Raw genomic sequence first — 11766 nt, 5'->3', positions numbered from 1 at the left:
CTGCATCAAGGAGATCGTCATGGATACCAGCCAGCACAGCCTGAGCGCCCTGTTCAAGCAACTGGGACTGCCCGACGGGCGCAAGGAGATCGATGCCTTCCTCGGCAGCCACCGCCTTGCCGACGGCCAGAAACTGCCGGACGCGCCGTTCTGGAACGCCGCCCAGTCGCAGTTCCTGCGCGAGGCGCTGCAACAGGACTCGGACTGGACCGAGGAAGCCGACGAACTCGCGGTGCGACTGTCCAACTGAGCCGCACGGTTTGAGGCGCGCTACTTCAGGTAGGAACGCAGCACCCCCATGACCTGTTCCAGGTCTTCGTGGCGCTGCGCCGCGGTGCGGTCCTCGGCGCCCAGGTGGTCGCGCAGATGGCCCTCGAGCACCTCGGCCATCAGGCCATTCACCGCGCCGCGGATGGCGGCGATCTGCTGCAGGATCGCCGCACATTCGCTGCCCGCCTCCAGCGCACGCTCCAGCGCCTCGCTCTGGCCCTTGATGCGCCGCACCCGGGTCAGCAGCTTCTTCTGGTCCTTGATGGTATGTCCCACGGCAAAACTCCAAAGGTATACTGGGGTATAGTATCCAGATTGATTCTGTGGACCATCATCATGCAGCACGCCGCTCACCCGCAAGACGGGCGCCACGACCACCAGTTCCACGAAGGCAACCCGCTTGCCGAACGCAACACCCTGCGCGCCGCGCTGCTGACCGCCGTGATGATGGTGGTGGAAATCACTGGTGGTTGGATCTTCAACTCCATGGCCCTGCTCGCCGACGGCTGGCACATGAGTTCCCATGCCCTGGCACTGGGCCTGGCGTTCTTCGCCTACGTCGCAGCGCGGCGCTTCAAGGGCGATCCGCGCTTCGCCTTCGGCACCTTCAAGATCGAGATTCTCGCCAGCTACACCAGCGCCATCCTGCTGTTGGGCGTGGCGGCGCTGATGATGTTCGAGTCCGTCGCCCGGCTGCTCTCCCCCACGCCGATCCACTACCAGCAGGCCATCGCCATCGCGGTGATCGGCCTGCTGGTGAACCTGGCCTGTGCCTGGCTGCTGCGGGGCGAGCACCATCACCATGATCACGATCATGGACACGGACACGATCATCACCATCAGGGCCATGACCACGACCATGACCTGAACCTGCGCGCCGCCTACCTGCACGTGCTGGCCGACGCGGCTACCTCGGTGGCGGCGATCATCGCCCTGATCGGCGGCCTGCTCTGGGGCGCTGCCTGGCTCGACCCGCTGATGGGCATGGTCGGCGCCGTGCTGGTGGCCATCTGGTCGGTCGGCCTGCTCAAGCAGAGCGGCCGGGTGCTGCTGGATGCCGAGATGAACGATCCGGTGGTGGAGGAAATCCGCGAGGTGGTCGCCGAACTGCCACAACCGGCACGCATCACCGACCTGCACCTGTGGCGCGTCGGCAAGTCGCGCTACGCCTGCATTCTCAGCCTGGCCAGCAGCGGGGACCTGACGCCGGAACTGGTGCGCCAGCGCCTGCAGGTCCACGAGGAACTGGCGCATATCACGGTGGAGATCGACCGGGTCTCCGCCTGACGACCGCTCGGGGCCGGACCGGAAGTCGTGGCGGCTTTGACGACCGCCACGCCGCTGCGGCCTAATGCGCAGCCTGTCGAAACACGGTCCCGCCCGACGATGTCCAGCCCCCGCTTCTCCGCCGCCCAGCAACGCGCCAGCACCCTGCACCTGCCTGCCGGTCCCTGGTCGACCGTGCTGGACTGCCTGTGCGCGCGCTTCCCGGCGATCAGCCGCGATACCTGGCTGGACCGCATGGCGCGCGGCAAGGTGCTGGACAGCGACGGCCAGCCCATCGGCCCCGAACACCCCTACCGCGAAGCGCTGCGCATCCATTACTTCCGCGAGGTGTCGCAGGAGGCGCCGATCCCCTTCCAGGAAAACATCCTCTACGCCGATGAGCACCTGGTGGTGGCGGACAAGCCGCACTTCCTGCCGGTGACGCCCGCGGGCCAGTACGTCGAGGAAACCCTCCTCGCCCGGCTTGCCAAGCGCCTGGACAACCCGCTGCTGGTGCCGCTGCATCGCATCGACCGGCTCACCGCCGGGCTGGTGCTGTTCTCCACCACCCCGCAGAATCGCGACGCCTACCAGGCGCTGTTCCGCGAGCGACGCATCCACAAGATGTACGAGGCCATCGCGCCGGCGCTGCCACTGCTGGAATTCCCACGGGTGCACCGTTCGCGGATGGTCGAGGGCGATCCCTTCATCCGCATGCAGGAAGTGGACGGCACGCCCAACAGCGAAACCCGCATCGAGGTGCTGGAGCAGCGCGGCGACCTCTGGCGCTACGGACTGCACCCGGTCTCCGGCAAGCGCCACCAGCTGCGCGTACACATGTCCGGCCTGGGCGCGGCGCTGTGCTTCGATCCGCTCTACCCGACCCTGCCGCCGCGCGGCGAGCGCCCGCCGGAAGACTTCGACAAGCCGCTGAAGCTGCTGGCCCGGCAGCTGGCGTTCATCGACCCGGTCACCGGCGAGGCACGGCATTTCAGGAGCCAGCTCGAGCTCTCCTGGCCTTCCATCAATTTCATCGATGGTCACCCTTAAGGCGATCCATTTCCGTCGATAGTGGCCCCGGTGTTTTCATAGCTCCACCCCAAGGAGAGAAAGCATCAGGAGCCGAACATGAGCTACAGCGCCAAGTCCTTTTCCGCCCTCGTCAACGCCCTGCGTGCCGATGGCATCACCCGTCCCGAACAGATGGCCCGCCAGCCCTTCCGCAATGCCCAGGGCTTCTGGTCCGCGGTGGCCAAGAAATGAATCTCGTGCAGCGACTCCCACCTGCGCTGCGCATGGATGCGGTGATCGTCCTGTACGCCCTGGCCACGGCCTGGCTGGTGTTTTCCGGCCTGTAGAAATCGGCCCGCGAATATCAACGCAATAAAAAGGGCAGCCATGGCTGCCCTTTGTCATACCGCGCGGCGCTGCCGCGCTCCATCCTCACTTCTTCAGGCAAGTGCTCATGAACGTCTTGCGTTCATCGCCCTTGAGCGCCTTCTTGGTCGCATCGGCATTGCAGGACTTCATCTTCTCCTGCTGCGGCGTCATTGCCTTGGTATCGCCGCCGGCTTTCAGACAGGAACTCATGAAGGCTTTGCGTTCATCACCCTTGAGCGCCTTGGTGGTGGCGTCGGCGTTGCAGGTTTTCATTTTCTCCTGCTGCGCGGTCTGCGCGGCGGTGGCAGCGAAGCCTTGCGCCGAGAACAGCAGAGTCAGGACGAGCAGCGGAATCCGAACGGTGGTCATGGAGTGGTCTCCCTGGATGGAATTGCCACCCTGAGCGTAGCTCGCAGGCCAGCATTCGCGAGGCCTGCGATGCGATGCAGCGCCCTGCGTCACACGGTCAGGCGCGTCGTTCCCGGCATAAAAACAGAAATGGTTATATATAAATTCGAATTGATAATTTTTTGAAATATTAAAAATGTCGCAGTATGGCGCTGCCACTCACTCGGTACGCCAGGAACCTGCCATGTCGCTGTTGACCCTTCCCAATGCCCGCGAGCAAACCAAATCGGTCCGCGCCACGGTGCTGGTGTTCAAGGACCCGCGCTCGCAGGAACTGCTCAACCGCATCGAGCGCCTGGCGCCCAGCGAAGCCAACGCCCTGATCATCGGCGAGACCGGTACCGGCAAGGAGCTGGTCGCGCGACATATCCACAAGCTGAGCCGACGCAGCACGGCGCCCTTCGTTGCGGTGAACTGCGGCGCCTTTTCAGAGACGCTGGTGGAAAGCGAGCTGTTCGGTCACGAGAAAGGTGCCTACACCGGCGCCACCAGCAGCAAGGCAGGCTGGTTCGAATCGGCCAATGGCGGCACCCTGTTCCTCGACGAGATCGGCGACCTGCCGCTGAACATGCAGGTGAAGCTGCTGCGCGTGCTCCAGGAGCGCGAAGTCGTGCGCCTGGGTTCGCGCACGCCGGTGCCGATCAACGTGCGGGTCGTGGCCGCGACCAACGTCAACCTGGCGGACGCCGTGGTGGCCGGGCACTTCCGCGAGGACCTGTTCTACCGCCTGCACGTCGCCACCATCCGCCTGCCCCCGCTGCGCGAACGTCCCGGCGACATTCTGCCGCTGGCCGAATTCTTCCTCGAGGAGCACTGCCAGCGCCTGGGCTACAACCGCGCCTCCCTAAGCCCCGAGGCCGAGCGCAAACTGCTGGGTCACACCTGGCCAGGCAACATCCGCGAGCTGGAGAACGCCATCCACCACGCACTGCTGGTCTGCCGCAACCAGCAGGTGCAACCGGGCGATCTGCAGTTGGCCGAGTTGCCATCGGCGCCGCGCCACGATCACCTGCGCCACGAATCCTTCCCCCACGCACTCGCCCCGCGCGTCGAGGCCACTCTGGAGCAAGCACTGCTGGAGCTGTTCGAGAGCAACAAGCCCGACCTCTACGAACATGTCGAGGAAGTGCTGTTCCGCACCGCTTACCACTTCTGCCACGGGAACCAGCTGCAGACCGGCCGCCTGCTCGGCATCAGCCGCAACATCGTCCGCGCGCGCCTGGAGAAAATCGGCGAACTGAACCTCAGCCGCACCGGCTGAGGTGCTTTCAGCCCGCGCCAGCTCTGGCCTGAAACCGTCCGTCGGCGATCCTCGCCCGGCGTCCCCCTGCGAAAGGTTATAATCCGCGCCGGCTCTGCGGCCGGCACGCCAGTGCACACTGAGCGTCTACACTGGCAGAACGCCGTCCACGTGGACGACGGTCGCCAGTGAATGGCCCGCCGTTATCAGCGTCTCGTCATCATCTTCAAGTCATCAAGCTTTTTGTCATCAGGAACCATCGTGACCAAAGACGAACTGCGCGCGGAACTCGAGCGCCAGGAGCAACGTTTCAAGGATGAACAGGGCGGCGAAGTGACCCTTTATGCCGCCCAGCCCGAACCCGAAAGAAAGCCCTGGCGCAAGCGACCCAGCGTGCAGGACAAGGCCTTCGACCGGGAGCTGGAAAGAATCGAAGAAGAACGACTGAAAAAGGATCAGGAAGCCGCTTCCCTTTAAATCGCAGGTACGGCGCCAGGCTGAAAGACGCATCCGACTCTGCTGCCGGGCGTCTTGAGCTGAAGGGCGAGCAGCGCTCCGTGGGGGAGCCCGCCAGCCGACCTGCACACACTCATCCGATGGGCCGGCAGCCCGCGTGGAAGCATTGCAAACTTTTTCCACCCTGCCTGAAAGCGCCGTGCGACGAGGCGTCGCGCAAATTGGAGAAACCGTTTCAGCCTAAATACGGTGCTCCAAGCTTCTGGCATAATCGCCGCCCCGTCTCCGACCGGTCATAGAATCTTCATGTTCGATCTCTTCAGCGGACTCGATGTCTGGGTGGGTATCAGCCTGGTGCTGGCACTCACGTTCGTCCTGGCCTTCGAGTTCATCAACGGCTTCCACGACACCGCCAACGCGGTGGCCACGGTCATCTACACCAAGGCCATGTCCCCGTACCGCGCGGTGATCCTCTCCGGCATATTCAACTTCCTCGGCGTGTTGCTCGGTGGCGTCGGCGTCGCCTACGCGATCGTCCACCTGCTGCCGGTGGAGCTGCTGATCAATGTGAACACCGGCCACGGCCTGGCCATGGTGTTCTCGCTGCTCGCCGCGGCCATCACCTGGAACCTGGGCACCTGGTACTTCGGTATCCCCGCCTCCAGCTCGCACACCCTGATCGGCTCGATCCTCGGCGTGGGCCTGGCGAATGCCCTGCTCAACGGCGTGCCGGTGGCCGACGGGATCAACTGGGGCAAGGCCATCGACATCGGCCTGTCGCTGATCTTCTCGCCGCTCGCCGGCTTCATCGTCGCCGGCGCCCTGCTGATCGGCCTGAAATGGCTGTACCCGCTGTCGAAGATGCACAAGACGCCGGAAACCCGCCGCGACGTCGACGAGAAGAAGCATCCGCCCTTCTGGAACCGCCTGGTGCTGGTGATCTCGGCCATGACCGTGAGCTTCGTGCACGGCTCCAACGACGGCCAGAAAGGCATCGGCCTGATCATGCTGGTGCTGATCGGCATCGTCCCGGCCAAGTTCGTCCTCGACCTGAACAGCACCACCTACCAGATCGAGCGCACCCGCGACGCCGCCATCCACCTGCAGCAGTTCTACAACCGCCACTCCGACACCCTTGGCGAGATGCTCGCCCTGGGCAAGGCCGGCGAAGCGGACATGCCGGACCTGTATCGTTGCGAGCCGAAGCAGACCGAAGCGACCCTCAAGGGCCTGCTGAAAGACCTGCATGGCGTCTCCAGCTATACCGAACTGAACGACGACGAGCGCGTGCAGGTACGCCGCTACCTGCTGTGCCTGGACGACACCGCGAAGAAGGTCGGCAAGCTGTCCGAGCTGCCGTCCCGCGAGAAGGCGGACCTGGAGAAGCTGCGCAAGGACCTGACCAGCACCACCGAGTACGCGCCCTTCTGGGTGATCATCGCGGTGGCCCTGGCCCTGGGCATCGGTACCATGGTCGGCTGGAAACGCGTGGTGCTCACCGTTGGCGAGAAGATCGGCAAGCAGGGCATGACCTACGCCCAGGGCATCGCCGCCCAGCTCACCGCGACCGCCGCCATCGGCATGGCCAACATCTACAGCCTGCCGGTCTCCACGACACACGTGTTGTCCTCGGGCGTCGCAGGCACCATGGTAGCGAACCGCAGCGGCCTGCAAGGCAGCACGATCCGCAACATCCTCATGGCCTGGGTACTGACCCTGCCCGTGTCGATCGCGCTGGCCGCCGGCCTGTTCTGGCTGTCCTCGCGCTTCGTCGGCTGATCCCGCGCCGCGCACCACGAAAAACGCCTGCATCTGCAGGCGTTTTTCATTTCCGGCGGCTCAAAGGCTGATCACCTGCCGCGGCAGGCGGATCACGAATCGCGCTCCACCCTTGTAGTTATCCACAGACAGGCTGCCCCCCATGTTGCGGATCAGGTCGTGGCTCACCGACAGGCCAAGACCGGTGCCCTTGCCGATGGGTTTGGTGGTGAAGAAGGCCTCGAAGATGCGCTCGATCACTGCCGGCGGGATACCACCGGCGTTGTCACGTACGTGCACCTCGACCCAGCCATCGTCCGTACAAGGTTCCTGCGACACACCGATCCACCGTGCGCCCTCCTCCCCCCGTGCGAGCAGCGCATCGCGGGCGTTCGCCAGCAGGTTGATCAGCACCTGTTCGAGCTGGTCGGCGTAGCCGCGGACCACCACCCGCTGCGCTGGCGGCCGGCATTCAAGGCTGATGCCCTGCTGCGTCAGGCTCTCGCCCAGCAGCGCGATGGCACCCTCACAGGCATCGTAGGGATCGAAGGGAGCAGCCTCCAGCTCCGACTTGCGGCTGAACACGCCCATGTGGCTGATCACCCGCGACAGCCGATCGATCTGCGCGTCGGCGCGCTCCAGCTTTTCCTTCAGGTATTCCGGCTCGCCCAGCTTCTGCCGGGCGTTATAAAGAGACATCCGCATGACATGCAGCGGCTGCTTCATCTCATGGGCCATGCCACTGACCATCTCGCCGAGGCTCGCCATCTTCGCGCCCTGGGCCAGCTGCTGCTGGGCGTGGCGCACGGCGGTGTTGTCGCGGCCCACGGCCTGGACCTCCACCAGTTGCCCCTGGGCGTCCAGCAATGGCCGGTCCGACCAGATCAGCCAGAGATTGCGCTGGCCCGGCAGGCAGAAACGCAGCTCCCAGGAATCGTCCGCCACGCTCTGACCACCACCGACCAGGCGTGCGCGCAGGGCGCTGCAGTCCTGCTCCGAGAGCCAGTCATCCAGGCGCCGGCCAAGCAGCGCGTCCACCGGCTCGCCGAGCACCTGGGCGAAGGTGTGGTTGACGAAGGTCAGTTGCAGATCCGGGTCGTAGCGACAGATCAGCGCCGGCGAGTCTTCGACCAGTACGCGGTAGCGCTCCTCGCTCTCGGCGATCTGCAGCGCGGCGAGGTGCTGCTCGGTGACGTCCAGCCAGAGGCCGACAGCCTCCTGCGGAATGCCCTGGATGTCGCGCAGCAGCTTGGCTTCGTCGTACAGCCAGTGCCATTCGCCGGCGCTGTCGCGCAGGCGGTATTCGGTGCGCACGCGGCCCTCGCGCAGGAGCTCACGACCGCGATCAAGGAAAGTTTCCAGATCCTCCGGATGCACCCGCTCGGCCAGCGCTTGCCAGTTCTGGCCCTGCAGGTCGAGACCGAGCAGGTTGCCGGCGCTCTCGCTGTAGAACTCCGGAATCAGGTGGCCCTCCTCCACACGCTGCACGTAGATGACCACCGGCGCGCTATCGATCAGGTTGCGCAGCCGCGCGTGGGCGGCCAGCGCCTGCTCTTCCTGCAGCTTGCCCTCGCTGATATCCAGCAGCACGCCATCCATCAGCTGGTCGCCGGCGCGCGCCTGCCGCCGCCCCTGCAGGCGCAGCCAGCGGCGGGTCTGGGTGGAAGCGCCACCGCGCAGGCGCAGGTCCTGCACCAGCCGCCCACCGGGTTGCAGGTTGCGCAGACGCAGACTGAGCTCGTCGGCATCGGCCGGGTGCAACTGACTCAGCAGGTCACCCAGCGCCAGTTGCAGTTGGCCGGCAGGCAAGCCGAGGCTGGCCGCGACGGCCGGCGACAATTCGAACAGGCCCTCGTCGACCCGCAACCGCCACCAGCCACCGCCGACCATGTCCTGCAACAGACTCAGGCGCCGGCTGCTGTCGCGCAGGCTGTGCAGCTCGGTGCGCTCGTGCACGAGGTTGGTGAGTATCTCCGCCAGGTACTGCCAGTCGCTCGGCGCCAGCCCCGGCCAACTGCCGCCATGCTCCATGGGCTCGGCCAGCAACCCGGCCAGCCGGCCGCCACGCACGGGCGCCGGAATCAGGTAGAGCTGCTCGCAACACAGCGAATGAAGCAGCGCCGACGGACTGTTATCCGCCCCCAGCAGACAAGCCGCGCTGGCAGCGCGCAGTTCGTCGCCGGGTAGCGCCAGGTTTTCCCGCAGCAGGCTGTCGAAGCCAGGCTTCACGTAGCAGGCAAAGACCCGCAGGATCTGGTCCGGCGCCTCCAACAGCAGCGCCATGCTGCGCATGTGGAAGTTGCTGCAGAAGGCTTCCAGCACCTCGCCGACCGCCTCGCCAAGGCGGCGCTGCGAGCTGTGACGCAGGCGCGCCAGCAGCAGCTTGCTGAGGCTCAGGCATTGCAGCTTGTGCTGCTGGCTGTCGGACTGCCAGTTCAGGTCGGAGATGTCCGTGCCCAGCAGGAGGCAGTGCTCGTTGGCCTGCAGCACGGCCTGGAAGCGGCAGACCAATGGCAGGTCGCCGGTGCTGCGCAACACCAGATCGAGCCGCTCGCCGCCGCGCAGGCCGGAGACCTGCATGCTGCCGGGGATACGCCGATCCAGGTAATCCCCCAGTACCGGCAGTTCACCGTTTCCCGGGGACGGCGGGAGCAGCCGATGGGCCAGGCTGCCGCCGCGCGCGATGATGCGATCCCGGCTGTCCAGCTCCAGCCAGAGATCCCAGTGTCCGGTGACCACCGGCTCCGCGACCTCCGAAGGCGGCAAGGCAGGACGTCGCCGCGCCGCCAGGGGGCGATTGGGCGGCGGGTTGTCGGCCCGTTCATGTTGGGCCGAGGACCGGGAGCGCCAGAAATCGAACATGCAACCGCCTCAGAGCAGGACGCTGGCGGTGCCGCTGAGCACGTCGGGCAAGCGTGGCACCGTGCCGATCCCTGGCAGGGTCAGCAGCGGCACGATGGGTGAGGCGGCGTAGGGATAGCTGACGCACACCTGCACACGCGTGTAATCGTGCCCTGAGACGGTTTGCGTGACTGGCGTGTCCATGAACTCCCCGCCATAGCAGCCGTTGCGCCAGCTGGCCGGCATCCAGCTCAGGCGCTGGGTCACGGCGCTATTCACGGCCGCCTTCAACGCGGCGTTATAGCCACCAGCGGCCTGGGGATTCACCGACACGGCAACCCGTGCGCCAGCCGCCGCGGCATCATTGAACGCCTGCAGCATCAGCAAAGGCACGCAATATCCAAGCAGGCCATAGAGCACGGCGAAGAACAGGACGAATACCGCGGCGAACTCGATGGCTACCGCGCCGCGCTGGCGGCGGGAACGACTGCATCCTTTCATGTGCACTACGCCTCGAACCTTTTCGAAAGTTGCACTACCGGTAAGTTATCGGCTTGCCTTCCCGGTTCCAAAGTACCGTTTCGCTATTGGAGCACCTGAAGATCAATACTAGATTCTACTGCTGAAGAAACTAGTTCTCGGCACAAGTATTAATTCCCCTTCCAGGAATAAGGACATTCCCCCATGTTATCCAAATTCCTGCTCCTGGCCTGCTTCGCAGTCGGCGCCTATCAGGATGTGCGAAACCTGCAAGTAAGCAACTGGCTGACCCTGGGCGGCGGGCTGGCGGCGGGCACCTGGCTGCTCGCCAGCGGCCACAGCCTGACCGGCCACACGCCGCTGGTGGTGCTGCTCGGGCTGGGGTTGGCGCTCGTACTGAGCGTCCCAGGCTACCTGCTGGGTCGCTTGGGCGCAGCCGACGTCAAAGCCCTGGCCGCCCTCGCCCTGGCCAGCGATCCGCGCACCCTGCTCTATACCCTCGCGCTGGCCAGCCTGATCAGCGTGACAGTGATGTTCGCCAGCAAACTTTTGATTGATTCGGATAAGTTGCCGGCTAATTGCAAAACGAAATTAGCGAGACTGCAACCGTCAAAGTTCAAGTCATTCCCCTTCATCTTTGCGCTATTCGCCGGTCTTCTGACGAGTCTCGCAATTCTCCATTAAATGATCCCGACAATTGGCAGAATCCAAACTTAACGACTATATGCTAAGGGTTAATACCACCTATCGCCTGATGGGACGATCCGGCTACGGATATTGAACGGCCGGACGATAAAAACAATGGATAAAGTCTTTCAAGGAGCGTGCAGTCATGGATAAAACGGCCAATCGCCGTTTCAGCGTGCTGGTCATCGACGACGAGCCCCAGGTCACTTCCGAGCTTTCCGAACTGCTGGAGAACAGCGGCTACCGCTGCCTGGTCAGCGACAGCAAGGACAGCGCCCTGCAGAAATTCCGCGATGACGCATCGATCGGCCTGGTGATCTGCGACCTGGGCCTGGGTCGCGACAATGGCATCCGCGTCGTCGAGGCGCTGAAGGAGATCGCCGGCTCGGCGCGGTTCTTCGAAACCATCATCCTCACGGGCCAGCAAGGCAGCCAGGAAGTGATCGAGGCCATGCGCGTGGGTGTCGCCGATTATTACCAGAAGCCGGTGGCGCCGATGGACCTCATCAAGGGCCTGGAGCGCCTCGAAAGCCGACTGCACGAACGTATCCGCAGCCAGCTCAGCCTGAGCCACGTGAACCAGCGCCTGGAGTACCTCGCCGAATCGCTCAACTCGATCTCGCGGGACATCCACAAGATCAAGTACGAAGTCCATGGCGGCGGCCAAGCTGCCAGCAGCAGCGTGCTGAAGCAGGAACAGCCCGAGCCTGCGCCCAGCGCTACGCCGAGCAGCGCCGAGCAGATGACGCCGGTGGTCAACAATCCGCTGTTCAACAAGCTCTCGCCGCGCCAGCAGGCCGTGGCGCGCCTGGTGAGCAAGGGGCTGACCAACTACCAGATCGCCTACGACCTGGGGATCACCGAGAACACTGTCAAACTCTATGTTTCCCAGGTGCTGCGGCTGATGCACATGCACAACCGCACGCAACTCGCCCTCGCCATTTCGCCCAACGCCTCGCAGAGCAGCGCGGTGCACTGAC

Annotated in this window: 13 protein-coding genes; 9 read left to right on the top strand and 4 right to left on the bottom strand. The window is 64.6% G+C overall.

All coding sequences use genetic code 11. The features are described 5' to 3' along the window. Positions 1–19: 19 nt before the first annotated feature. Positions 20–250: a DUF2789 domain-containing protein gene (locus AC1ZV1_RS06130; protein WP_484295945.1), complete on the top strand. Its 231-nt coding sequence runs from the start codon at positions 20–22 to the stop codon at positions 248–250. Positions 251–270: 20 nt separating this feature from the next. Here AC1ZV1_RS06130 and AC1ZV1_RS06125 read toward each other — a convergent pair whose 3' ends face one another. Further along, positions 271–546, bottom strand: coding sequence for a metal/formaldehyde-sensitive transcriptional repressor (locus AC1ZV1_RS06125; RefSeq protein WP_024764116.1), 276 nt, complete (start codon positions 544–546; stop codon positions 271–273). A 60-nt stretch (positions 547–606) separates the two neighbouring features. Between AC1ZV1_RS06125 and dmeF the strand changes: the two genes are divergently transcribed. The 3 genes from dmeF (at position 607) to AC1ZV1_RS06110 (ending at position 2799) form a co-directional block, all read left to right on the top strand. Continuing rightward, positions 607–1557 (top strand): CDF family Co(II)/Ni(II) efflux transporter DmeF, encoded by a 951-nt coding sequence (gene dmeF / locus AC1ZV1_RS06120; protein WP_484295944.1) that lies wholly within the window; start codon positions 607–609, stop codon positions 1555–1557. A 99-nt stretch (positions 1558–1656) separates the two neighbouring features. Beyond that, positions 1657–2586, top strand: a complete 930-nt coding sequence (locus AC1ZV1_RS06115) for a pseudouridine synthase (RefSeq protein WP_484295943.1) — start codon at positions 1657–1659, stop codon at positions 2584–2586. 78 nt (positions 2587–2664) lie between these two features. Continuing rightward, positions 2665–2799, top strand: coding sequence for a hypothetical protein (locus AC1ZV1_RS06110; protein WP_017519380.1), 135 nt, complete (start codon positions 2665–2667; stop codon positions 2797–2799). 180 nt (positions 2800–2979) lie between these two features. On the opposite strand, the gene AC1ZV1_RS06105 is transcribed toward AC1ZV1_RS06110, so the two are convergent. Beyond that, positions 2980–3285 (bottom strand): PsiF family protein, encoded by a 306-nt coding sequence (locus tag AC1ZV1_RS06105; protein WP_484295942.1) that lies wholly within the window; start codon positions 3283–3285, stop codon positions 2980–2982. Positions 3286–3508: 223 nt separating this feature from the next. On the opposite strand from AC1ZV1_RS06105, the gene AC1ZV1_RS06100 reads away from it, so the two are divergent. The 3 genes from AC1ZV1_RS06100 to AC1ZV1_RS06090 all read left to right on the top strand — a co-directional run bounded on the left by AC1ZV1_RS06100 (position 3509) and on the right by AC1ZV1_RS06090 (position 6799). Beyond that, the gene (locus AC1ZV1_RS06100; RefSeq protein ID WP_484295941.1) at positions 3509–4585 is read left to right on the top strand and encodes a sigma-54 interaction domain-containing protein; all 1077 of its coding nucleotides are present in this window, start codon (positions 3509–3511) and stop codon (positions 4583–4585) included. Positions 4586–4825: 240 nt separating this feature from the next. After that, positions 4826–5041, top strand: coding sequence for a hypothetical protein (locus AC1ZV1_RS06095; protein WP_259759449.1), 216 nt, complete (start codon positions 4826–4828; stop codon positions 5039–5041). A gap of 285 nt (positions 5042–5326) precedes the next feature. After that, positions 5327–6799 (top strand): inorganic phosphate transporter, encoded by a 1473-nt coding sequence (locus AC1ZV1_RS06090; protein ID WP_484295940.1) that lies wholly within the window; start codon positions 5327–5329, stop codon positions 6797–6799. A 60-nt stretch (positions 6800–6859) separates the two neighbouring features. Here AC1ZV1_RS06090 and AC1ZV1_RS06085 read toward each other — a convergent pair whose 3' ends face one another. Continuing rightward, positions 6860–9640 (bottom strand): ATP-binding protein, encoded by a 2781-nt coding sequence (locus AC1ZV1_RS06085; protein ID WP_484295939.1) that lies wholly within the window; start codon positions 9638–9640, stop codon positions 6860–6862. Positions 9641–9649: 9 nt separating this feature from the next. After that, positions 9650–10120 carry a TadE/TadG family type IV pilus assembly protein gene (locus AC1ZV1_RS06080; RefSeq protein ID WP_484295938.1) on the bottom strand — a complete coding sequence of 157 codons (471 nt, stop codon included), beginning with the start codon at positions 10118–10120 and terminating at the stop codon, positions 9650–9652. Positions 10121–10303: 183 nt separating this feature from the next. Between AC1ZV1_RS06080 and AC1ZV1_RS06075 the strand changes: the two genes are divergently transcribed. Further along, positions 10304–10783, top strand: a complete 480-nt coding sequence (locus tag AC1ZV1_RS06075; RefSeq protein WP_484295937.1) for a prepilin peptidase — start codon at positions 10304–10306, stop codon at positions 10781–10783. Positions 10784–10931: 148 nt separating this feature from the next. Further along, positions 10932–11765, top strand: a complete 834-nt coding sequence (locus tag AC1ZV1_RS06070) for a response regulator transcription factor (RefSeq protein ID WP_484295936.1) — start codon at positions 10932–10934, stop codon at positions 11763–11765. Position 11766 lies beyond the last annotated feature (1 nt).

The organism is Pseudomonas sp. BB438, from assembly GCF_057180225.1.
Note: the sequence above shows the minus strand (reverse complement) of the source record. Positions and strands in the feature narration are given on the sequence as shown.

Excerpts from the sequence above, each read along its gene's own strand:
- AC1ZV1_RS06130 (WP_484295945.1), top strand. The coding sequence starts at position 20 with ATGGATACCAGCCAGCACAGCCTGAGCGCCCTGTTCAAGCAACTGGGA.
- dmeF (WP_484295944.1), top strand. The coding sequence starts at position 607 with ATGCAGCACGCCGCTCACCCGCAAGACGGGCGCCACGACCACCAGTTC.
- AC1ZV1_RS06115 (WP_484295943.1), top strand. The coding sequence starts at position 1,657 with ATGTCCAGCCCCCGCTTCTCCGCCGCCCAGCAACGCGCCAGCACCCTG.
- AC1ZV1_RS06110 (WP_017519380.1), top strand. The coding sequence starts at position 2,665 with ATGAGCTACAGCGCCAAGTCCTTTTCCGCCCTCGTCAACGCCCTGCGT.
- AC1ZV1_RS06105 (WP_484295942.1), bottom strand. The coding sequence starts at position 3,285 with ATGACCACCGTTCGGATTCCGCTGCTCGTCCTGACTCTGCTGTTCTCG.
- AC1ZV1_RS06100 (WP_484295941.1), top strand. The coding sequence starts at position 3,509 with ATGTCGCTGTTGACCCTTCCCAATGCCCGCGAGCAAACCAAATCGGTC.
- AC1ZV1_RS06090 (WP_484295940.1), top strand. The coding sequence starts at position 5,327 with ATGTTCGATCTCTTCAGCGGACTCGATGTCTGGGTGGGTATCAGCCTG.
- AC1ZV1_RS06085 (WP_484295939.1), bottom strand. The coding sequence starts at position 9,640 with ATGTTCGATTTCTGGCGCTCCCGGTCCTCGGCCCAACATGAACGGGCC.
- AC1ZV1_RS06080 (WP_484295938.1), bottom strand. The coding sequence starts at position 10,120 with ATGAAAGGATGCAGTCGTTCCCGCCGCCAGCGCGGCGCGGTAGCCATC.
- AC1ZV1_RS06075 (WP_484295937.1), top strand. The coding sequence starts at position 10,304 with ATGTTATCCAAATTCCTGCTCCTGGCCTGCTTCGCAGTCGGCGCCTAT.
- AC1ZV1_RS06070 (WP_484295936.1), top strand. The coding sequence starts at position 10,932 with ATGGATAAAACGGCCAATCGCCGTTTCAGCGTGCTGGTCATCGACGAC.